The 22,592-nt window shown below is 42.3% G+C and carries 22 protein-coding genes; 11 read left to right on the top strand and 11 right to left on the bottom strand.

Annotation, left to right across the window (positions count from 1 at the left end; all coding sequences use genetic code 11):
- Window positions 1-262: 262 nt before the first annotated feature.
- Together ABIC84_RS23820 and ABIC84_RS23825 are read right to left on the bottom strand one after the other, a co-directional pair.
- Window positions 263-2,746 (bottom strand): glutaminase domain-containing protein, encoded by a 2,484-nt coding sequence (locus ABIC84_RS23820; RefSeq protein ID WP_429265180.1) that lies wholly within the window; start codon window positions 2,744-2,746, stop codon window positions 263-265.
- 45 nt (window positions 2,747-2,791) lie between these two features.
- Window positions 2,792-4,504: an arylsulfatase gene (locus tag ABIC84_RS23825; RefSeq protein WP_188834254.1), complete on the bottom strand. Its 1,713-nt coding sequence runs from the start codon at window positions 4,502-4,504 to the stop codon at window positions 2,792-2,794.
- Between the two features lie 213 nt (window positions 4,505-4,717).
- Between ABIC84_RS23825 and ABIC84_RS23830 the strand changes: the two genes are divergently transcribed.
- Window positions 4,718-5,185 (top strand): DinB family protein, encoded by a 468-nt coding sequence (locus tag ABIC84_RS23830; RefSeq protein WP_429265181.1) that lies wholly within the window; start codon window positions 4,718-4,720, stop codon window positions 5,183-5,185.
- Between the two features lie 61 nt (window positions 5,186-5,246).
- On the opposite strand, the gene ABIC84_RS23835 is transcribed toward ABIC84_RS23830, so the two are convergent.
- The gene (locus ABIC84_RS23835; RefSeq protein WP_090530934.1) at window positions 5,247-5,780 is read right to left on the bottom strand and encodes an OmpA family protein; all 534 of its coding nucleotides are present in this window, start codon (window positions 5,778-5,780) and stop codon (window positions 5,247-5,249) included.
- Between the two features lie 279 nt (window positions 5,781-6,059).
- Between ABIC84_RS23835 and ABIC84_RS23840 the strand changes: the two genes are divergently transcribed.
- Both ABIC84_RS23840 and ABIC84_RS23845 read left to right on the top strand, forming a co-directional pair.
- Window positions 6,060-7,241, top strand: a complete 1,182-nt coding sequence (locus tag ABIC84_RS23840) for an alginate lyase family protein (RefSeq protein WP_429265182.1) — start codon at window positions 6,060-6,062, stop codon at window positions 7,239-7,241.
- 366 nt (window positions 7,242-7,607) lie between these two features.
- Window positions 7,608-9,020 carry a glycosyl hydrolase family 18 protein gene (locus tag ABIC84_RS23845; protein WP_429265183.1) on the top strand — a complete coding sequence of 471 codons (1,413 nt, stop codon included), beginning with the start codon at window positions 7,608-7,610 and terminating at the stop codon, window positions 9,018-9,020.
- A gap of 95 nt (window positions 9,021-9,115) precedes the next feature.
- Here ABIC84_RS23845 and ABIC84_RS23850 read toward each other — a convergent pair whose 3' ends face one another.
- Window positions 9,116-9,928 (bottom strand): hypothetical protein, encoded by an 813-nt coding sequence (locus ABIC84_RS23850; protein WP_429265184.1) that lies wholly within the window; start codon window positions 9,926-9,928, stop codon window positions 9,116-9,118.
- 235 nt (window positions 9,929-10,163) lie between these two features.
- On the opposite strand from ABIC84_RS23850, the gene ABIC84_RS23855 reads away from it, so the two are divergent.
- Together ABIC84_RS23855 and ABIC84_RS23860 are read left to right on the top strand one after the other, a co-directional pair.
- Window positions 10,164-11,183 (top strand): sensor histidine kinase, encoded by a 1,020-nt coding sequence (locus tag ABIC84_RS23855; protein ID WP_429265185.1) that lies wholly within the window; start codon window positions 10,164-10,166, stop codon window positions 11,181-11,183.
- Entirely contained in the window at window positions 11,180-11,890 is a 711-nt protein-coding gene (locus ABIC84_RS23860) for a LytR/AlgR family response regulator transcription factor (RefSeq protein ID WP_429265186.1), read from the top strand. Before ABIC84_RS23855 ends, ABIC84_RS23860 begins: the two co-directional genes overlap by 4 nt.
- A gap of 126 nt (window positions 11,891-12,016) precedes the next feature.
- Here ABIC84_RS23860 and ABIC84_RS23865 read toward each other — a convergent pair whose 3' ends face one another.
- The 5 genes from ABIC84_RS23865 to ABIC84_RS23885 all read right to left on the bottom strand — a co-directional run bounded on the left by ABIC84_RS23865 (window position 12,017) and on the right by ABIC84_RS23885 (window position 17,015).
- Window positions 12,017-13,039 carry an asparaginase gene (locus tag ABIC84_RS23865; RefSeq protein WP_429265187.1) on the bottom strand — a complete coding sequence of 341 codons (1,023 nt, stop codon included), beginning with the start codon at window positions 13,037-13,039 and terminating at the stop codon, window positions 12,017-12,019.
- Window positions 13,040-13,076: 37 nt separating this feature from the next.
- On the bottom strand, window positions 13,077-13,844 hold the full coding sequence (locus ABIC84_RS23870) for a TatD family hydrolase (protein ID WP_429265188.1): 768 nt from the start codon (window positions 13,842-13,844) through the stop codon (window positions 13,077-13,079).
- A gap of 121 nt (window positions 13,845-13,965) precedes the next feature.
- On the bottom strand, window positions 13,966-14,958 hold the full coding sequence (locus tag ABIC84_RS23875) for an FKBP-type peptidyl-prolyl cis-trans isomerase (protein WP_429265189.1): 993 nt from the start codon (window positions 14,956-14,958) through the stop codon (window positions 13,966-13,968).
- A 61-nt stretch (window positions 14,959-15,019) separates the two neighbouring features.
- Window positions 15,020-15,997, bottom strand: a complete 978-nt coding sequence (locus tag ABIC84_RS23880; protein ID WP_426582272.1) for an FKBP-type peptidyl-prolyl cis-trans isomerase — start codon at window positions 15,995-15,997, stop codon at window positions 15,020-15,022.
- A gap of 7 nt (window positions 15,998-16,004) precedes the next feature.
- Window positions 16,005-17,015, bottom strand: coding sequence for a DHH family phosphoesterase (locus tag ABIC84_RS23885; RefSeq protein ID WP_429265237.1), 1,011 nt, complete (start codon window positions 17,013-17,015; stop codon window positions 16,005-16,007).
- Between the two features lie 210 nt (window positions 17,016-17,225).
- Here ABIC84_RS23885 and ABIC84_RS23890 point away from each other — a divergent pair, with 210 nt between their 5' ends.
- Together ABIC84_RS23890 and ABIC84_RS23895 are read left to right on the top strand one after the other, a co-directional pair.
- Window positions 17,226-17,645, top strand: coding sequence for a nucleoside-diphosphate kinase (locus ABIC84_RS23890; protein ID WP_091172728.1), 420 nt, complete (start codon window positions 17,226-17,228; stop codon window positions 17,643-17,645).
- A 148-nt stretch (window positions 17,646-17,793) separates the two neighbouring features.
- Complete coding sequence (locus tag ABIC84_RS23895) at window positions 17,794-17,991, top strand: hypothetical protein (protein WP_091172734.1); 198 nt, start codon at window positions 17,794-17,796, stop codon at window positions 17,989-17,991.
- On the opposite strand, the gene ABIC84_RS23900 is transcribed toward ABIC84_RS23895, so the two are convergent.
- Both ABIC84_RS23900 and recF read right to left on the bottom strand, forming a co-directional pair.
- Complete coding sequence (locus tag ABIC84_RS23900) at window positions 17,978-18,268, bottom strand: DUF721 domain-containing protein (RefSeq protein ID WP_090530976.1); 291 nt, start codon at window positions 18,266-18,268, stop codon at window positions 17,978-17,980. The two genes, ABIC84_RS23895 and ABIC84_RS23900, sit on opposite strands and share 14 nt — an antisense overlap.
- Window positions 18,261-19,361 carry a DNA replication/repair protein RecF gene (gene recF / locus ABIC84_RS23905; protein WP_429265190.1) on the bottom strand — a complete coding sequence of 367 codons (1,101 nt, stop codon included), beginning with the start codon at window positions 19,359-19,361 and terminating at the stop codon, window positions 18,261-18,263. The genes ABIC84_RS23900 and recF overlap by 8 nt, the downstream gene beginning before the upstream one ends.
- A 233-nt stretch (window positions 19,362-19,594) precedes the next feature.
- Here recF and ABIC84_RS23910 point away from each other — a divergent pair, with 233 nt between their 5' ends.
- From ABIC84_RS23910 to lipA, 4 genes are all read left to right on the top strand, one after another.
- Complete coding sequence (locus tag ABIC84_RS23910; RefSeq protein WP_090530982.1) at window positions 19,595-20,272, top strand: tetratricopeptide repeat protein; 678 nt, start codon at window positions 19,595-19,597, stop codon at window positions 20,270-20,272.
- 181 nt (window positions 20,273-20,453) lie between these two features.
- Complete coding sequence (gene ribH / locus ABIC84_RS23915) at window positions 20,454-20,948, top strand: 6,7-dimethyl-8-ribityllumazine synthase (protein ID WP_413321160.1); 495 nt, start codon at window positions 20,454-20,456, stop codon at window positions 20,946-20,948.
- Between the two features lie 229 nt (window positions 20,949-21,177).
- Complete coding sequence (ytxJ, locus tag ABIC84_RS23920) at window positions 21,178-21,507, top strand: bacillithiol system redox-active protein YtxJ (RefSeq protein ID WP_426582280.1); 330 nt, start codon at window positions 21,178-21,180, stop codon at window positions 21,505-21,507.
- A gap of 160 nt (window positions 21,508-21,667) precedes the next feature.
- On the top strand, window positions 21,668-22,549 hold the full coding sequence (lipA, locus tag ABIC84_RS23925) for a lipoyl synthase (protein WP_429265191.1): 882 nt from the start codon (window positions 21,668-21,670) through the stop codon (window positions 22,547-22,549).
- Window positions 22,550-22,592 lie beyond the last annotated feature (43 nt).

The following is a 22,592-nucleotide window of genomic DNA, read 5'->3' on the forward strand; positions in this document are numbered from 1 at the left end:
CATGCTCATTGAACCTAAGAAACGGAAAAAAGCAGCCTTTGAGATTGTTTACGACATATTCAATCCCTTAGGTTAACGGATATGGTGACAACACCGACCACAAGCTGTATCAGTACAAGGTAAGACCTTCGCTTACTAGCTGAAGTTTAGTGGTCGTAACTTTGACCAGACTTTAACAAAAAAGGGGAGCTTGCGTAGCGGGCTCCCCTTTTTCAATTGATATTTTAGCCTGTGGTCGGTGTTTTCACCGCACCACTCATCATCAAGGCTTATTACCCGCCAATTTATCTCTTAAAGTTTTCATATAATAACCACCAATTACACTCCGAGCCTGGAAGCCTACCATTTTACCATTGGTAGTTTCATGCCAGTCGCTTAGTGGTACGCGCGATGAAGTTTCGGTAGCAAATTTGTAAACCGGGGCAACTAAAGCGTTGAAATCAACTCGGTTATCGGCCATTGCTGCTGTCCAAAGGATCCAGTCGCTTTTTGTGTAGGTTTTACGGCTATCAAGCGGCAAACCAAACTCTTTTTGGTGTGCTAAATAGTATTTAAGCTCGGTATCGTACACTTTTTGAGGGAATAATTTCAAGCCCAACACTTTATCCCAAACCATGTTGTATTTCTGGCTCCAGGTATCTTTGCTGTCAAACACCAGGCCGTAGTGATCGCCCGCGTTGGCTTTGTCTTCCCATTTTTTAGCCATGTCTTTAGCCATAGCTTTGTACTTTTTAGCTGTTGCGGCATCACCTAACATACCGGCTAATTCGCCGTAGGCGTCAATGGCTACAATAGCTTTTACTGATAAGTTGGCATTGTGTGCCAGGTGACCGGCAAAGTCATCAGTACACAATTGGCTACCTGGATCAAAACCTGATTTAGCAAGGTATTCAGTCCAGATAGTTAATGTTTTCCAGTGTTTTTTAGCATAGTTGGCATTGCCTTCAACTTTTGCTAAAGCAGCGTTAAGGATGATCATATTACCACTTTCTTCAACCGGCATGTCCTCGCCATAAGTTTGGCCGTTAGCCAATGGATAAGTACCTAAATCGTGCGATGAGTAAGGTTTATTCCATTTACCGCTTTCGCTGAAATAGAAGATGCCGTTCATCATGCCCTTCAACAAATCAGGATTGTATAGCAGGTACATTGGAGCCGAAGGGTAAGTAATGTCAACCGTGTTGATTGAGCCATTGCTAAAGTTCTCTTTAGATAGGAACAGCAATTCACCCTCCGGGCTTTTAACCAATTGGTGTGCGGCAATACTTTGACGATAAGCCATTACACATAACTTGGCATATTTTTCACCGCCGGCTTTAACCGCGTCGGCCCAGATCTTAGCATCTGTTTTTACACAAGTGCCAATCACTTTAGCGTAGGTTTTAGTAGCATCGCTCAGTACGCCTTCAATAGTAGCGCCTGGACTATTTCTCCACCATGGCCTTAAATTCGTTTTAAAGTATTGAATAGCATAAATATCATCATACCCAACCGAAATAAATTTAGATACCGGCGCAGCAGTCACTTTACCAAATGGTAATACTGTGCTTAACATGAATTGTTTACCAGTAGCCGTATTTTCACCTTTTTGGGCGCCCAGGAATGATGAAACAGCATCACCTTCGGGAGTGATGTATTGCTTAGCACCGGCAGTTGATGAAGCTACATAAACATAGCCCCAGTCAATACGCAGGTTATCACCTTTTTTCTGTAATACGGGTTGTTCCACAGTGCCTGCTTTTAACAGCTTAAGGCCGTTTTGACTGTATTTTGATGCCGTAACTTCCTGTGATGGTGTATTCACAGCCAGATTGCTTGATACCCCCTGATAGATCTGAACATCATGAGCCTTCCCATCGGTTGATTTCAATTGGTAAGTGATGTATGATACCGGGGTGGTAAGCAATTTCAAATCACCCATAACCAATGGCGAAGTGAAAGTAAGCTTCAGGTTTACCTCACCTGCTTTAAAGTTATATACGGTTTGGGTAGCAGTAACTTTAACGCTGGTTTGTTCAGCCAGTTTAACGGCTTCGTCATCCTTACTCAACACTTCTTCAGCAAGACCGGCATCAATAAACGAGCCTCCGCCGGTGTTTTTGCAATGAATAGCCAAAACGTTTTCGCCTACTTTCAGATTCGATTTTGCACTGGCCGGTAATGCAACTGTTTCAAAATCGCCGTTAGCACCACCTTCGGCAGCAATCCGCTGGCCGTTCAGGTATACTTCGGCTTCATCATCATGATAAATTTTCAGCATTAAACGGCCTTTCGGTAATTCGGCAATATTGAATTTCCGACGAACCCAAATGTCTTTCCCTCTCCAGTCGGTGCCTTTACTTGCACGTTCATCGCCAAATGGCGCAGCGCTGCTTTTCCAGGCCTGATCATTAAAGCCCGGTTTTTCCCAACCTTCTGCCGGGGCAGTTTCGGCCAGGTATTGGCTGTTGTACGATTTTTCGTCGGTGGCTGCTAAAATGGTTTTATAATTAACGGCCGATGCGCCCATAAAACGGTAGTAATTGCCATCAACCTTAATGAGGCCCAGTAACGATTGGTCTTTCCCGGTCCAGTGTTTGGTGGTTGATTCATTTAACTTATCGGTGTTTGACCAGATGCTGAAATAAGTGTTGTGCGTGATCAGCGGATAAGACGGCATCTTATCTTGTGCCAGCGCTGTTTGTGCAACAAACGATGCTGCCAGTCCGGAAACAAGCAAGTACGTTTTTTTAAAAATGCGGTTCATAAACTACGTTTTACTTTTGGTTTTAATTTATTGTTGGTTTTTTTATTATTTACTCTTATTTCCAGGCTTTGGAAAAACCTGGTGCGTATTTGCCCAGATATGCCAAAGGCTATCCAGTTGGTGCACTTTTTCCGGGTATTTCGATTTCAGATCGGCAGTTTCGGTTTTATCCCGCGACAGATCGTACAAATGCCAGGTAGTATCATTACTCAGCGATACCAGCTTCCAGTTTCCTGAACGCGCATACCTCGCGCCGAAGTGCTCGTTAAACAAATCCTCATGACCCGGAGCATATTTTCCTTTAAAGCTTGGCACCAGGCTGATACCTGTAGTCGGTGGAATGTTGTACCCCTTATATGTTTTAGGATATTTGGCCCCGGCCAGCTCAACAAAAGTGCTCATGAAATCCATCACATGGCCCACATGGTCATTAAAGCCACCTCTATTAGCAGTAATTCCCTTTGGCCAAAAGGCGATCATCGGTGTATGGATACCACCTTCATATGATTCGGCTTTCCAATATTCATACGGCGTGTTGGCTACGTTTGCCCAATGCGGCCCGATTGACGAATAAGTAGTCTCCGGGCCCGGCAAAGCTTCTTTCTTTGTGGCATAAACAATTTTCCGTCCGTCGCGGGTTTCGTTAGGGCGGTCAAAACCCGGGCCATAAGCAGCGCAGTTTTCGGCACTTGCCCCATTGTCCGACAGGAAAACGATAAGCGTGTTATCCAGCTGACCCGTTTCTTTCAGCGTTTTAACAATGCGGCCAATACCCTGGTCCATCCTGTCGATCATAGCGGCATGAACAGCCATAGCCATGGCGTCCCATTCTTTATCAGGATTGTTTTCCCATTGCAGATCACCTTTCCAGCGATCTGACAGCTTTGTTTTTGCAGGGTCGATAAGGCCAAGCTGCACCATCTTTTTGTATCTCGCTTCGCGGATTGCCTGCCAGCCCGCTTTGTAGGTGTCTTTATATTTGGCAATATCCTCTGGCTTTGCCATCAGCGGCCAGTGCGGTGCATTTTCGGCAACGTACAAAAAGAACGGCTTTAACGATTTAGCGTAGCCTTTGATATAAGCTACCGCTGTATCGTTAATGGCATCTGTATGATAGTAGTTTTTGGGGACTGTTTTAATGGGCTTAGTACCGCTAACCAAACTAAAAGGATCGTAAAAATCGACCACGCCCCAAATGGTTCCAAAAAATTTCTCGAACCCGCGGCTGGTTGGGTACTGGCTAATGGGCGAAAAATCGCCAAAATCTTTATGATGATTTAACCAGGCCATCTGGTCCTGCGCGTTAGGCTGTCCGTTGGTGTTGGACACATGCCACTTTCCCGACATGGCGGTATGGTAACCTGCGGATTTCAAAACTTCGGCAAGGGTTACTGCATTTTCTGTAATATGACCGAGATAGCCGGGTTCGTCTTCGGCGTCGGTCATTTTGCCTATGCCCGCCTGCTGATTGTATAAACCGGTAAGTAAAGATGCTCTTGTTGGGCAGCAACGCGATGTGTTATAGAATTGCCTGTAGCGGATACCATTTTGAGCAAGGTAATTGATGTTGGGGGTATTCACCTCACCGCCATAACAGCCCAGATCAGAAAAACCCATATCATCGGCCAGGATCACGATAATATTCGGGCGTCTCCTTGCCTGCTCAGGTTGCTTCACGACTTTAGTTTGCCACGCAACTGAAACAAGCGCTATTGCACCGGCACCAACTAAACCGGCATATAGTTTATATTTATTCATAGGTGATCAAAATACCTGCGCCAGTTCGGTTAAATTTACGTCTTAATAAAGCAGGAAGGTTAAAAAATGACCGAGGCTTTTATGCCTGAACATATAGCACTACGGACAGTTTTACACATTCCAAATTAAAGCAATCATTTTACACAAAACGGCTCAATCATTGGTAAAATCGTATCATTTTTGTGATGAATTTTTAAATTAACCGTAAGGCATATGAGCTTATATACATCACTCTCCGAAAGACTAAAAACCCAGCATCTTACCATAGAACAATTGGTTGCCTATATAAGCAACGATAAATTAATTACGCCACCGGTACCCGGCAAATGGAGCGCTTTAGATAACATAGCCCACCTGGCCCGGTACCAGAAAATATTTACAGACCGTATACACCTGATATTGAATAAAGATACGCCTGTTTTTGATCGTTACACCGGAGATCTCGATCCTGAGTTTATACCTTTCAAATCAATGGGTTTAAGAGAACTGCTGGACACGATAAATACGGACAGGACAACAATTATCGATCTGTTGTCGGGGCTTAGCGACAGCGAATTATCGTGCATTGGCGTACATCCTAAATATGGCAGGCTAACCATCTTAAAATGGGCCGAGTTTTTTGTATTACATGAGGCCCATCATTTATTCACTATTTTTCAGTTGGTTAACGGTACCGAATAATTTTATCTAACAAAAAAGGCAGCCCAATGAGCTGCCTGTGGTTTCCATTGAAAATTTTTATTTACTGTGCCAGCTTAACCTCAACACGACGGTTAAGTACACGGCCATCTTCGGTAGTGTTATCAGCTATCGGTTTGCTTTCGCCCCAGCCTTTTACAGTAAGGTTATCGCCATTAACACCGCTGTTTACCAGGTACAATTTTACAGAGTTTGCTCTATCTACAGATAACGACATGTTATGCTCGGCAGTACCTTCGGCAGAAGCATTGCCATTTAAAACGAATTTCGCCGACGGGTCTTTTTTCAGTTCTTTAACAATATGATCTAAAGTTTGGTACGAAGCAGTTTTTAACACTGCTGAGTTAAACTCAAACTGGATATTGCTGAAATTATAATCTGGTTTCTCCGGTGCAGGAGCAGGTGCCGGCGGAGGGGTTGGCGCCGGTTTTGGTGCGGGCGGAGGGGTTGCAGCTTGTTGTGTTGGCTGGGCCGGTGGCGGTGTTTGCACAACCGCTTTTTTGGTTTTGCAGGCTTGGGTAGTGATAGCTAAAACAGCTATTGCAAGAGCTAATAAAGGTGTTTTTAGAGTTTTCATATCTAATGATTTGCGTAAACATAAAAAACGTTGGCATAATGTTTATAGTGCCTAACCATAATTTTATGGCTGGATAACGCTTTTTACATACTGATGTAGATTATTTAATCAATAGTTATGCCATTTGCCTGGAGAACCTGCAAATCCTAATGAAGAATAAATGCGCTAAGCGTTTTTTACTTCAACGTTGTCGTGAAAAAACGCCTCCACCAATCCCCTACACACCAAAAACAATTATCCACTATGCTTATCTTGTCGGCACCATTATAAACCATCGCCATGAAAAAATTATTTGCTGCAATTTTAATTGCTGTTACAACCTTAACGCAATTTTCTTTTACGCCCCTACAATCAAAACCAGATAAATCTCCGGTAGAAAAAGCTGCAGAACAAACTCTCAAAAAGCAAATAATGACCGAGGCCGCCTGGGCCATGCAACAGCAGCCGGTTACAGTTACAGCGTCATCTTCACCCAGGAGTGCGGGCGGTAAACACGACTTTTTTTCGGAAGCCGATTATTTCTGGCCTGATCCCAAAAATCCCGACGGGCCTTACATCAACCGCGATGGCATGACCAACCCGGATAACTTTGTAGAACACCGCAAAGCCATGATCCGCTTTAGTAAGATCATCGGCGCCCTGGCATCGGCCTATAAAATAACCGGAGATGTAAAATATGTTAAACAGGCTGTAATCCACCTTAAAGCCTGGTTTATTGGTTCCGAAACGTTGATGAACCCAAGTCTTTGGTTCGCCCAGGCAGTTAAGGGACAGTTCACCGGCCGTAATTATGGCATTATCGACACCATTCATCTCATGGAAGTTGCGCAAGGCATTATCGTGATGGAAAAGGCCATGGATGCCGAAACTACAGCCGCTGTTAAAAAATGGTTTACCGATTATACCAACTGGCTCATGACCAGTAAACCCGGCATCCAGGAAAGGGATGTTAAAAACAACCACGCCACCTGCTGGGCTATGCAGGTAGCCTCCTTTGCCAAACTTTGCAAAAATGAAGTAGTACTCGATTCGATTCGCGTGCGATACAAAACGATATTGCTCCCCCGCCAAATGGGTACCGACGGCAGCTTCCCCTTAGAGATGGCTCGTACCAAACCCTATGGCTACTCTATTTTTAACCTCGATGCCATGACCATGCTGTGCCAGATCCTTTCAAGCCCGCAGGATAATTTATGGAACTTTGAAACACCGGATGGCAAATCCATCAAAAAAGGAATAAGTTATCTATATCCTTTCGTGGCAGATAAAAGTAAATGGACTTTAAAACCCGATGTAATGTACTGGGACAACTGGCCAATTGCGCAGCCTTTCCTGCTGTTTGGCGCTAATGCCTACCATGAAAAAGTGTGGTTAACAACCTGGCAAAAACTGGATCATAATCCTCAGGTTGAAGAAGTTATCCGAAATTTACCCATCAGGCACCCGCTCATCTGGTTTTAATCGGGTAAGCGACTTCCCCCATCAGCGCTTTTTCCTGTCTATAATAATATATAAACTGTGAGTTAAGCGTATCATCAAAATATTTTTTTGTCGGGAAGGCAAGTTTTCTCCGTATATCATCACACTACAAAAGCACTACCACGCTTGTGATCGAATCGTATTGAGGTTATTATAAGGTATTTATAATAAGATGTTTATATAATTTTACCAATACAAAAACGTCTATTATACCTATTAACGCGCCTTTCCTGGTATTAGTATATGATATTCATAAGTATCATGAATTTGGTTAACAGGTTTGTGTTTTATTGCCCGGCTTATTTATAAACCAAATAATACATCTAAAACCATTTAACAAATTAACTTATGAGATCGAAACTTAACTCTTACCTCCTTGGCCTGATCCTGGCTGCGCTCGCAGTGCTATCATCCTGTAAAAAGGATAACATGAACCAGTTTAAAACCGGCAGCGATTCAAACACCGATAATAGCAGCAAGCCGGTTACTGTTAACAATGCCGTACCTATTGCCTCATTTAAAGTAATAGGCTACCTGCCCAGCTGGCAGGGCGATGTAAATGCTGTTCAATACAGCAAACTGACCCACGTTAACTACGCCTTTCTTACCCCTACCAATACCGGAGGGCTGAACCCGCTTGATAACCTTTCAAAATTCACCAGCCTGGTATCAAACGCACACAGCCATAATGTTAAAGTAATGATATCTGTAGGCGGTGGTGGCGGCGGCGATGCCTTCCATCCTATTGTAGCCAACGCCGGTTACCGTACCACTTTTGTTAATAATATGGTCAACTTTTGTAACCAGTATAACGTTGATGGCGTGGATATCGACTGGGAGTTCCCCTCGGCAGGTACCGAAACCAGTAACTTTTATTTATTACTGCAGGAACTATCAACTGCCATGCATAACAGCGGCAGGTTATGTACCATCGCCTCCATCTCGGTTGGGGCTACTTACGTTACCAGCAATATGTTCTCTATCCTTGATTGGATCAACATCATGGATTATGACGACAACAACTTCCAGCACTCTACCTACCAATCGGCTGTTGATTGTTTAAGCTATTGGGCAAACCGTGGTTTGCCTGCAGCCAAAACTATCCTGGGGGTTCCATTTTATGCAAGGGATAACCGGTACGATTATTCGACCATGAACTATGTTGATGTTTTAGCGATAGGCGGTAGCCCTAACTCGGATACCTTTCAAACTTTTGGCTATAATGGTATCCCAACTATTAAAAGCAAAACTACCCTGGCACTTAACCAGGCAGGGGGCATGATGATCTGGGATTTGGGCGGCGACGCTTCGGGTGCCAACTCCCTGCTTTCGGCCATGAACACTATTATTACCGGCGGTACTACCAATCCCCCGCCAACTCCTCCAATAGGTACAGTAATTTCGCTTAAAGGCTTCAACGGCAAATATGTAAGCGGCGAAAACGGTACGCAGGCTATGACCTGCACCCGCACCACTGCCGGCGACTGGGAACATTTCACTGTTCTTGACGCAGGCAACGGCAAAATCTACCTGCGCAGTATGGGTAAATATGTATCATCAGAAAACGGCACACAAGCCATCACCTGTAACCGCACCACGCCAAGCGATTGGGAAAAATTTGACTGGATAGTTACCACCGACGGAAAAATAACGTTACGCGGCAACAACGGCAAATTCATTTCAAGCGAAAACGGAACGCAGGCCATGACCTGTAACCGGGCTACCGCATCGGGCTGGGAAGCATTTGGGTTGAATCAGTAAACTATTAACTGCTTATACCAAAGGCCGGGGGCTATGATTTTAGTATCATAGCCCCGGCTGTTTTTCAGAGGATTGGTATATTCTTTTAATGTATTTTACTTCGCAAACCTCGGCAGCAGGTTAGTCGCGGCACCCATCATTTTTATTTTATAGCGATACCCCCCTCCAAAAGAATCCTCCTCTTTTAAAAACTCATGATTCTTTTTACTGATCCAGTAGGTTTCGGTAAAATGGCGGCCATTGTAATCGCTTTCGTTATGTAGCTTCCAGCAATCAACTTTGTTACCATCCAATGTAGTAATTAACTCGCTGCCTGTTACTTTGTATAAAACATAAAGCGGTGCAGGGATCCCGGCCTCATAAAAGGGGATAGCAAAACTTTTGCCTTCGGCAAGCGGTAACATCTCAAAGGTTTCAATGTCTAAATTCCAATTAAAGTTGGCGAAGGTAAAATCAAGCTTAAAGTTCTTAGCCTCATTATTGGCAACGGTGTCGGCACTTATCACTTTATCGGCCGCCCAGTTAAAGGCTTTTGTTTTTTTGCCGATGGTTTCTGAATGATAAATCGGCGCGAAATCAGGTACTTTATTAACGGAATAAATTGAACGGTATGATAAGCTATCGCTGCCATACCAGTGCTGGGTTATGGTAAATACCTTTTCACCGTTACGGGTTTCGAGGTTTATATCGCGCAGCCAAAGCCAAAATTTCAAGCTTCGGTTGTCCTTTGTATTTTGAAAATACACAAGGTATTGCTTTAACCCGGGTTTAAGCGCCGATGTAAGCAGGCGTTTGTCTTTTACTCGGATGGTATCAGTTTGAGCAAATACTTTAGGCGTGTGCGATAGCAACAGCAACAAGCTAAGGGTTACAGCTACTAATTTTTCGGCTAATTGTTCGGTTTTCATGATAATTTGATGGTTTGATAAGGATACATTTTTGTTAATAATTCAAAACTGCCTTTTATCAACCATCCGACGAAACCGCTTAAACCACTGCCGCGTTCTTTTTAGCCTGCTACTGTATTTATTCAATAATATACCTGTAGACCAACTTATTGAACATTTAGTGCCATTTATTGAATAAATGCCGGCAACTATTTAAAACCGGCATCCACAAACAAAAAGCTTAGTAATTTTAAAAATGCAACTACTTAAAACCCGTCCATCCATTACACAACTCCAGCTTTTGATATGGTTAGCGGTGTCGCTGTTGCTATTTTTTTCTTATCTGCCGATGGATGGAGCAGGCCAATCGGCTGTTTATACCATTGTTAACACCACGTTTTACGCGGCCATTATATACGGTAACATCCTGTTCCTGTACCCTGTGTTTTACCAAAAGGAAAAATATGTTTGGTATGTATTACTTGTCATCATTTTTTTAGTGGCAACGGGTGTGCTCCGGGGTTATTCAACCCTACTTATTTATAATACCTTTTTTGCAAAAACACCAGAGCATATCAGTCAAAAAGCCATCATTAATTATGTTTCGGGCGGAGTGCTCATTTTCATTATGAGCCTGATCTTTCGCATAGCAATAGCTTATTTTAAGCTAAAGCAGCAAACGGAAGAGATTATGATTCAAAAAAGCCAGGCCGAACTAAACCTGCTTAAATCACAAGTTCAGCCGCACTTTTTGTTCAATACACTCAATAACATCTATTACGAAGCTTACCGTGAGGCCCCCCGTACCGCGGCATTAATTGAGCGGCTTTCGGACATTATGCGCTATTTTGTTGATGAAAGTCCCAAGGATGATGTAGCCATCGGTACCGAAGTACAGTTCATTGAAAACTACATCGCGTTAGAAAAAATCAGGATCAGGCATGAGGTGGTTGTTTTTTTTGAAAAGAATTTCAATTCGGATTTGCGCATTCCGCCTATGCTGCTCATGACCTTTGTAGAGAATATTTTCAAGCACGGCATCGACAAATCGAGCGAACAAAACCTTATTGGCATATCTTTGGTTCAGCAGGGTGATTACCTTTTTTTTAAAACCAACAATGCTATCCATACCGAAGTAGCAAGCAAGCGAGCTGCCGGTTTTGGCATTGTCAACTTAACCAAAAGGCTAACCATGCTGTACGGATCAAATTTTGACCTGAAAATTGATAAAAGTAACAACACCTTTGCCGCGTTGTTAAAGATCCCGATAGCATGAATTTAACCTGTATCATAATTGATGACGAACCTAACGCGGTTAACCTGCTGGAGATGCTGGTGCAGCAAAGTACGCAGTGGCAGCTTAAAGCCAAATGTTATAATGCGCTTGAGGCACTGGCCTTTTTAAAAACCAATAAGGTTGATTTTATTTTCCTGGATATCAACATGCCGCAATTAACGGGCATGGAGCTGGCAGGCCTTCTTCCACCGCAAACCAAAATTGTGTTCACCACTGCTTATTCGGAGTATGCTGCCGAAAGCTATACCTATCAAACTATTGATTATCTGCTGAAACCCATTACATTGAAACGTTTCCTGGCAGCCATGCAAAAAATCGAAGGGTATTTTGGCAAGTCCGAACCTGTGATGCAACAAACCCCGGTTAATAATGAGGGCTATTTCTTTATAAAATCGGGCAAGGTATTACGCAGGATCCTACTGGACGAGATCTTATACTTTGAAGGCGAAAAGGAATATGTACGGCTTGTTACCAGCCAGGAACAGCTATTAATTTACCGCAGGCTCAAGGATATTGAAGAGCAGCTTTCGGCCCCCTTTGTGCGGGTACACAACTCTTATATTGTAAATACCAAACAACTGGTAAAAATTCAGGACAACCATATTTATATTGCGGATAAACACATCCCTGTAAGCGAAAAATTTAAAGATAGTTTTATGAAGCTTATTAATAGAAGGATATTTTAAATCTTACATGAACATCCTTATTAACCAATCCAGACTTACGAAGTTTCAAAAACTTCGTAAGTCTTCAAAGGCCTCGCGTTAAAATCTGTCAAATTTTCATATTCAGTACAACAGTAATCGATGAATTTACGATACCGTAATCTCGCCTCTCAAATCCGTTTCCAGCCATTCTTTTACCTGCAAGGGATCATCGCTTTGGCCCAGCAGGTACATCATTTTGGTAACAGCCGATTCAAAGGTCATGTCATAGCCGTTGGCTACGCCGACATCTTTAAGGTGTTTGCTAGTTTCGTAACGGCCGAGTTCAACCGTACCTACCTTACATTGCGAAATATCAAGGATCACCTTACCGCTGTCAATAGCGTCTTTAAGCAAATCGATAAACCAACTGTCGGTTGTGGTATTACCGGCCCCAAAGGTTTCCATTACTATGCCCCGCACATCGGCGCTTAAAATGTTCTCAACCACTTTAGGGCTTATGCCCGGGTATAACTTCAATACGCCAACATCATTCACCAGGTTATTGTGTACAATCAGCGAGCTTTCGTCTTCTGGCTGTCTGATATCATTCGCGCTAAAGCGTAAATGAACGCCCGATTCGGCCAATATAGGATAGTTTGGCGAGCGGAAAGCCTCAAACTTTGATGAATTATATTTAAAAGCCCTGTTACCACGGAACAGTTTATAATCAAAATAGATACAAACCTCGGGCACGCGGGCGCGGTCATTCTTTTTAGCTTTAGCTATTTCAATAGCTGTCATCAGGTTTTCCTTTGCATCAGTACGGATGGCGCTTATCGGCAATTGCGAGCCTGTGAAAATAATGGGCTTGCCTAAGTTTTCTAACATAAAACTTAATGCCGATGCGGTATAGGCCATTGTATCCGAGCCGTGCAAAATTACAAAACCATCATTATCATGATAGTTTGACTGGATCAAACCGGCCAGCTCGCTCCAGATTTCAGGGTTCATGTTTGATGAATCAATGATCTCATCAAACGAGTGTACTTTAATACGGCAGTTAAGCTTTTCAAGCTCGGGCACGTTATCCATTATTTGCTCAAAGTTGATAGGCTTGAGCACCTTTGTAACCGGATCACTCATCATACCTATTGTCCCTCCGGTATAGATGATCAAAATTTGGCTCATTAATTAAGTTTATGCTGTATATAAATATTAAACAATTTTAAATTCCGAATACAAGCCTGGAATTTTCGGTAGTGACCTCTGCCACTTTTTCAAGGCTTGTTTGGTGAAGCTCCGCTACCTTTTGGGCGATATATACCAGGTATGAGCTTTCGTTAGGTTTACCCCTGAACGGAACAGGCGTAAGGTACGGAGAATCTGTTTCTAAAACGATATATTTAAGGTCAATTTCCGGTATTACTTTATCAAGCCCCGAGTTTTTGTAAGTAACTACCCCACCTATGCCAAGGTAAAAATTAAGGTCGATCACTTTTTGGGCTTGCTCAACAGTACCTCCAAAACAATGAAAAATACCCCGTAACTTTTCATCCGCTTCCTGCTTCAGCACCTCATATACCTCATCAAATGCATCGCGACAGTGGATCACAATGGCCAGATCACGGCTTTTGGCCCAGTTGATCTGTTTCACAAACGCATCTACCTGCTCCTTTAAATGCGTTTTATCCCAATACAGGTCAATACCTATCTCGCCTATGGCATAGATCCTGTTTTGCTGATGGGCATTCATAATAGCCGAAAGTTCTTCTTCCCAATTCTCCTTTACATCACAGGGGTGTAGGCCCAGCATCGGATAGCAATATTGAGGATACTCATTCGCCAAACCATAAACCAGCGGAACGGAAGCCGCATCAACATTGGGTAAAAACAAACGGGTAATGTTATTATCGATACAACGCTGCATTAACGCAGCGCGTTTTTCAGGAATGGTTTCGTAGTATTGATGGGTGTGCGTGTCGGTTAAAACCATGCTGCAAAAATAAACCTTGAATACTTAATAACGAATTTATGGCAGTAAAGTATAAACCACTTTAACTAAAAATTACGCCTTATAAACAAAAAACCTCCCGCTTTTGGCAGGAGGTTTTCTATCAGTTCTTTTTAGCGGCCGGTTTCTTTGCTCCGGCTTTTTTAAGCGGGACTTTACCAGCGGCCGGTTTCGGGGTAACCGCGGCATGTTTACCTGGTTTTACTTTTACCAGTTCGATATCGAACACCAATGTGCTGTATCCGGGGATTTCCGATCCGTAAGGACGTTCGCCGTAGGCAAGGTTTGAAGGGATGATGAATGTTGCTTTTGAACCTTCATTTAATAAAAGCAAACCTTCATCCCAACCTGATATTACCCTATGTTCGCCCAAAACAACGCTTATAGGCTCATACGGGCGGCCAGGTTGTTGTATACCTGCCGCTTTGGCGTTAGCTTCAATACTGGTATCAAACAGTTTACCGTTAAGCAACTTTCCGGTATAATTTACCAGCACGGTATCACCGTTAAGCGGCTTTCTTTTTGTTGTTGGGCTGGTTATCACGTATTTTAAGCCTGAAGCTGTTGTAACAGGTTTAAGACCATGTGCCGTAATATAGTTTTCTCTGTCGGCTGTTTCAGCTTGTTTTAGTTTTTCAAGGCCTGCATTCCTTTCGGCAATGGCATCATTTAATGATTGCACCTTCTCTATCTTTAAAATAAAAGTAAGAAAGCTGCCTTTAGGTAAAAATGGCGGACGGGCTTCTTCATGACCAACAAATACCGAATCGGTAGGAATTTTAACCAGGGCACTGTCTTTTGCTGCAAGCAGCGGGAATATTTCCATCAGGTCGCCTACATTTTGCGAGGCCTGCACCTGGGCTTGTACGGGATGCCCTGCCTTATAACTACTGAACAGTACTGAATCTTTATCGGTTTTCTGGATAAAATTAAAAGTAAGCACATCGTTGATCTTAGCTTTGTTACCCGGGTTAGCAGTATACATCTGGTAAAGCGCGCCTTTAGCGGTTTTCTGCAAACCAGTCGTTTGCGCACCTGCATTTAAAGCAAGCGCGGAAAGCGCCGGCAATAAAAAAGAAAAAATATGTTTTTTCATACGTTATAAATAAAAAAGCCTTTCCTGTTTTAAGCAGGAAAGGCTTTGTAAAACATGATAACTATTTAGTCGTCGGAGTTGGCATTTGCATTTGCGGCATAACCGGTTTTGGTGCATTTGGATTTGGGTGGACAATATTTACCAGCTCAACTTCAAACACAAGCGGCGTATAAGGCTGCATTTGCTGACTTCCCTGATCGCCATAACCTAATGATGACGGAACAACCAATACTGCCTTAGTACCTTTGTTAAACAATTGGAAGCCTTCATCCCAGCCTTTGATCACTTTACCTTCACCTACCGGAATACGGATTGGCTGATAAGGGTTCATCGGGTTGATCTGCATCTTTTCTTTTACAGCCACTGCTTTAACACTTGTTTCCAAAACTTTGCCAGTAACAAGCCTTAAAGTATAATTAATTACTGCTGTATCACCTACTGCTACGTTAGCACCGCTGCCAGGTGTAGTAACAGCATAATTTAAGCCTGATGCAGTTTTAACAAATTTCAGGTCTTTATGTGCATCCAGGTAGCCCTGGATCTTAGCAGGCTCTTTACCTTTAAGGGCGTCGGTTTGACCTTTCATGTATTGGGTAACGCGATCGCGGAAAACTTGCTCGGTAAGTGCGCCTTTAGCAACTACCTTTTCAATTTTAATAGTATAAACCAGGTACTTACCTTTAAAGCCCGGCGGGCGTTGCTGACCGCCTTTAAATACCGAATCGGCAGCAATTTTAAATGTGGCGCTATCACCTTCGCCCAATAATGCCAAGCCAGAAACAATATCACCTTTCGTTTGAGGTTTAGGCATCAGCGTTGGTATAGGCTGGCCGTTATCATAAGAGTTATTGATAATTGAATCCTTATCGGTTTTGAGGATCATGTTCAGTGTCAAAAAGTCACCTTCCTTAACTTTAGGATTGCCTTTTGAGGTGTGGATATTATAAAGCAAGCCGCCTTCGCCCTGCTTAAACCCACCGTTGCAACTTGCAAATCCAATAGCCGCAAGTGACAGAAACATCAGTTTTCTTTTCATCATTACTTTTTTACTGTATTAATAGTTTTTTATATTCGGGTAAAATTTGTTTAAATTGTTGTATAACCTGTTCAAGGCTGTCCTCAGAATGGCCGCCGGCTGCATTGCGGTGACCGCCGCCATTAAAGTATTTTTTGCAAATCTCGTTGGCCGGGAACTCACCTTTCGAGCGTAATGAAAGTTTTACCCTGTCGCTTCGTTCAACTATGAAAGCAGCCAAACGGATGCTTGCCATCGATAATGCATAATTTACCACACCTTCTGTGTCGCCTGTTTCAACATCAAAGCGTTCCAGGTCATGTTTGTTAACTGCAATTATAGCTGTATTAAACTCAGGCAATACCTCCAGGCAATTAGCCAGGCAATGACCTAAAAAACGCAGCCTGTTTTCAGATGCGCTATTATACACCAGCTCATGGATGCGCCAGTTAACCGCACCGGCATCTATCAAATCGGCAACTATGCGGTGAACTCCGGATGTAGTGTTAGGAAGCCTGAATGAAGCCGAATCAGTCATGATGCCTGTGTAAAGGCAGGTTGCCACATCCTTATTTACAAGTTCTTTGTGGTGAAGCTGGTTTACTATAAAATCATACACTAACTGCGCGGTAGCACAGGCATTGATATCCCAGTGCCTGTAATCGTCAAAATCGGCAGGCTCCAGGTGATGATCGATCATGATCTTATAGGCATTACTCTCGCCAACCAGCTCCCCCATATCATTGATACGGCTCAGCGCATTAAAGTCGAGGCAAAATATAAGTTTCGCATCGGCTATCAGGGCGGCAGCTTCTTCGCGGTGCTCGGTATAAATAATAACATTCTCGTTACCCGGCAGCCAGCTTAAAAAGTCAGGATAATCTGTAGGGGTAATAACCCTGGCATGATGACCCTGCTGTATCAAATAATTATATAAGCCTAATGACGATCCCATAGCATCACCATCAGGTTTATGATGGGTAGTGATCACTATTTTTTGAGGTTTCGTTAAAAGGTCAGTAAGCGAAGCTAAATCTAACATCAATTCTTAAAAAAAGAGTTGCAAAGCTAAATAAATAAATGAAATACAAACCATCTAATTTAATTCAAAAAGCTTTATCTTACAGTTACAAAAGCCTATTTTTGCCGCAAATTTTAAATGTCATCATAAGCAAAGTAAGCTTATGTTTTTAAACTAACGTAACAAAGGCATTTAATCTATTAATAACCCAAAAAAGAAACAATTATTTCAATGAAAAACAACAGGACATTTACCATGATAAAGCCTGATGCCGTTGCAGACGGGCATATCGGTGCTATTTTAGACATTATTACCAAAAACGGCTTTAAAATCGTGGCGCTTAAATACACTAAATTATCTGCCGAAAAAGCGGGCCAGTTTTATGAAGTGCACAAAGAACGCCCTTTTTATAACGGATTGGTTGAATTTATGTCATCCGGCCCTATTGTAGCAGCTATTCTTGAAAAAGACAACGCTATTGCCGAATTCCGTAAACTGATTGGCGCTACTAACCCGGCCGATGCCGCTGAAGGTACCATCCGTAACCTGTATGCAAGATCAATTGGTGAAAATGCCGTTCATGGCTCAGACTCTGACGAGAATGCCGACATTGAAGGAAACTTCTTTTTCTCGGCTTTTGAAAGGTTTTAAGTAACCTATTCGGGTGTAATTATATAAACCAAAAGTTACACCCGAATTTTTTACGTTTTTTTTGTAATTATGGTTACATTTTTTGTAACTTTACATTATCCACCTAAACAATATTACATAATTTAATCAACCAACAATATCACAGAACATGAAACCATTATTCAAATACATATTTTACGTACTTATATTGGTAATGTTGGTTATTGGATCGCTAATGCTTTACAGAACACACCCCGAAGCCCAGCTTGCGCTTACCATTCCCGGCCTGTTCATTCTTGCTTATTCAAAGCTTACGGATGATATCAAATTAAAACATAACAGCTTACGCATGCTTAGAGGAAGATAATTTCCTCAACAAGCACACTTTTAGCTTCGTTATTTATCTTTTCAATTATCTGGCTGCGCATCAGCATCAATTCATTTTTTATTACTGACGATTCTATCCGCAGGAATAATTTCTTATCGCGTACAAATAACTCTTTAGTGCGATTGGCTACCGATTTGCCTACCAGGTCGGGCCAGGCAGTAATAACACCGGTTTCGTCAAAACGCCGCTTAATCTTATACACATTAAGCATTTGCTCAATAGCTTCCTTAAGTGTTTTGTCATTGGTTTTACGCATCAATCGCCCCTCCCTTTACTTTAAATAGTTTAACAGGCACCCCTATTTTATTAAAAACGCTTTCAACCCGCTCAACCCCGGTGTCGGTTATAAAAACCTGGCCAAAATCGTTATTGGATACCATCTGCATTAATTTGGTAACCCGGCCGTCATCAAGCTTATCAAAAATATCATCAAGCAAAAGCAAGGGTTTAAATCCCTTTTGCTGATATAAAAAAGTATATTGAGCAAGCTTAAGGGCAATTAAAAATGACTTTTGCTGCCCCTGCGACCCAAACTTTTTCATAGCCATACCATGGATATTGAATTGCAGATCATCTTTGTGAATGCCCGCCGTGGTACGCTCCAACGCCCGGTCACGCTCAAAACTCTTTTTTAATAAACTATCGAAGTCATCAGCAAGCAGTTGCGATTCATACACCAGGTCGACATGCTCGGCATTATCGCTCAAAAAACTGTAATGCTTATTAAATATAGTAACAAAACCCTCCATGAAGGCCCGGCGCCTTTCAAAAATGCGATTGCCCGAAGCGTTCAATTGCTCATCAATCACTTCAAATAAGCCGGCATCATATCGCCCTGTATCCGCTACCTGTTTTAAAAGCGCGTTACGATTGGTAAGGATTTTATTATAGGTGATCAACTCATCTAAATAATGGTTATCTGTTTGTGATATCACATTATCAATAAATTTGCGGCGTTCTTCGCTCCCTTCGGTTATGATACTGGTATCATTTGGTGATATCATCACCAGCGGTAACAGGCCGATATGATCAGCCAGGCGCTGGTAGTCCTTTTTATTGCGCTTAAACTGCTTCTTTTGATTGCGCTTTACAGAGCAGGCAACAGCTTCGGGCTGATTGTTTTTATTAAAGATGCCGGTGATGATAAAAAAATCGCCCCCCTGCTTAATCTGCTGGCTGTCTATCGGGTTAAAATAGCTTTTGCATAAGGACAGGTAATGAATAGCATCAAGCAAATTGGTTTTGCCGGCGCCATTATTACCTGTAAAAGCGTTAACCCCCTCACTGAAAACCAGTTCGGCCTCATCGTAATTTTTAAAGTTGATAACTGACAGCTGTTGCAGGTGCATGGGATGGCAAAGTTAATGTTTTTTGAGTTGTTCATGGTTCATGGTTAATAGTTCATAGTAATCTTTAGATCTGTTAGGCATTAACATCCTTTTTAACATGTAAAGAAGCTACCAGCTAAAGCTATAAACCATGAACTATTAACCATGAACCATTCACTTTAAAGATTTAATACAAAAGGTATTGCCAGTAAATTTGAAAACCGTATTTTTGCAAACTTAATTTTAGAACAACAATGTCAAAAACCCAGGCGAACACCAAAATTGCAGCACCAGAAAACAATTTTGGTCAGAGTGGCAAATTTGTACGCGAGAACCAGAAAAGCTTACTATTTATTGTAGGGGCTATTATTGCCCTTATTGCTATTTATTTCATTTACATTAAATTATACTTAGGTCCACGTGAAGTTACTGCCGCTAACCAAATGTACAAAGCGCAGGATTTTTGGCAGCAAAAAAACTGGGACAAAGCTATTAAAGGCGATGCCGGTTTCCCTGGTTTTGAAAAGATCATCAGCGATTACAGCAATACCAAAGCTGCTAACCTTGCTTATTTTTACCTGGGTACTGCTTATTTAAATAAAGGTGACTACCGCAAAGCCATTGATAACCTAACCAATTACCGCGGTGACGACAACATGGTAGCAGCCGAAGCTTTTGGCAGCACAGGCGACGCTTATGTTGAACTGAAAGATTACGAAAAAGCAGAAACTTATTTCAGCAAAGCTGCTGATAAAGCAAAGAATAAATTTTTATCGCCGCTTTACCTTAAGAAGTTAGGCTTAACTTATGAGGCTCAAAAAAACAATAAAGAAGCTGCTGAAGCTTATAAAAGAATAAAAACCGAATATCCTGAAAGCGCTGAGGCTCAAAATATCGACGAGTATATAGCCCGCGCCGAAGCAAAACAATAATTTTAATATCGGATTTGAGAATTTCGATTTCGGATTTATCTGGTTTTAAATACCTTTAAATTCGGAATCGATTTTTTTTATAAGCAGATTTTGATCGTCGATCACAAGGCTTAACAAATCCGAAATCGAACCTTCGAAATAAAAAATATCCGAAATCGAAATTCCCAAATCCCGAAATCAAATGGCTACCCATCTTAAAAACCTTTCCGATTTTTCAAATACCGAAATACCATCTGCAGCACCGTACCGTTTTGGCATAGTTGTGGCCGAATGGAATGCCGAAATTACTAATGCACTTTACCAGGGTGCATACCAAAGCCTGATAAGCAATGGCGCACTGGCCGAAAACATTTTTTCATACCAGGTACCGGGCAGCTTTGAGCTTACATCAGGAGCAGAGCTGTTATTAAAAAAGGGCAACCTTGATGCCGTAATTTGCTTGGGCTGTGTAATCCAGGGCGAAACGAGGCATTTTGATTTTATTTGCAACGCGGTAGCAAACGGAGTAAGTAATGTTGCCATAAAATACTCAAAACCTGTTATATTTGGTGTTTTAACTACCGATAATCAGCAACAGGCTATTGACAGGGCCGGCGGCAAACATGGTAATAAAGGCGATGAGGCAGCTATCACGGCCATTAAAATGGCAGCTCTTGCTGAAACTTTAAACAGTTAAAACCCGTTAAAGCAATTAATTTTAGCTCAACATGAAAAAATTAGTTTACATAGCACTTATAGCCGCGGCAGTTGCAACAGCATCATCCTGCTCAAATAAATTATGCCCGGCTTATGGTTCATATCCTAAAACAGGCCGTTAACAGTTAATTGTCATTTTTAAACCTGTTTAAACACACTACACAGTTTTTGTGTTATAATTACGTTATAGCATTTTAACTATTAATAATATGAACTGGATTTCGTTGGAGACGGCCGATCAGCTAATGGCGATCAAACAACAAGAAGGATATAGCCTTATATTTAAACATAGCACACGCTGCTCCATCAGCATGATGGCCAAAAGGCGTTTTGAGCTTGACTGGGATAGCCTTCCCGAAAATATGCCCCTTTACTTTTTAGACCTGATCAAATATCGAGACCTGTCAAACCAGGTAGCACAATTGTTCCAGGTACACCACGAATCGCCCCAACTGTTACTCATTAAAAATGGCGAATGCATTCTTGACCAGTCTCACAGCGGCATCTCCGTTGATGAAACTTTAGAAGTGCTGATTTAGATTTTGTTCATGGATCATAGTTCATGGTTCATGGGTTCATAAAGTATTTTTAGTATTAATTACGGTACTGCAAATGCTGATGATCATTTTGCAGTCATTTGCTGCTACTATGACCTATGAACCATTCCCCATCAACTAAATATTTAACTACATTTGTACCATGATTGAATTGCCGGTAGTTCCTGCTGTTAGCCAGCCTATACGTAAGCCTGATTGGCTTAGGGTTAAGCTTCCTACAGGAAAAGAATATGCTCACGTACGCAGCCTTGTTGATACCCATAAACTGCATACCATATGCGAAAGCGGTAACTGCCCTAATATGGGCGAGTGCTGGGGTGCCGGCACAGCCACTTTCATGATCCTTGGTAATATTTGCACCCGTTCGTGCTCGTTTTGTGCCGTTGCAACCGGCAGGCCTTTAGCTGTTGATGTTGATGAGCCAAACCGCGTAGCAACTTCTGTAAAACTAATGCAGGTAAAACATTGCGTTATTACCTCTGTCGATCGTGATGATTTGAAAGACGGCGGTTCCATTATCTGGGCCGAAACCATCAATGCCATTCGCCGTGAAAGCCCCGATACTACTTTAGAAACCCTGCTGCCCGATTTTAAAGGCAACTGGGATAACCTTGCCCGCGTTTTGGAAACCAGGCCCGAAGTTGTATCACACAACTTGGAAACTGTAAGGCGCCTTACCAAAGAGGTGCGGATCCAGGCAAAATATGACCGCAGTCTTGAAGCCCTGAAACATATTTCGGAAGCGGGTTTACGCACAAAATCAGGCATTATGCTTGGCTTGGGCGAAACCGAGGAGGATGTTTTAGAAGCAATGGATGATTTGCTGGCTGCAGGTGTTCATATACTTACGCTGGGGCAGTATTTACAGCCTACACGTAACCACCATCCGGTGATTGACTGGATCCATCCCGATCAGTTTGCGCGTTATAGGGAATTTGGCCTTCAAAAAGGGTTCAGGTATGTTGAAAGCGGGCCGCTGGTGCGCTCATCTTACCATGCAGAAAAACACTTGTTTGAAATGTGATAATTCCTTTATATCTTCATCGGGTTGAGTAAGAAACGAAAAA

Source organism: Mucilaginibacter sp. 3215, from assembly GCF_050433785.1.
Classification (GTDB): Bacteria; Bacteroidota; Bacteroidia; order Sphingobacteriales; family Sphingobacteriaceae; genus Mucilaginibacter.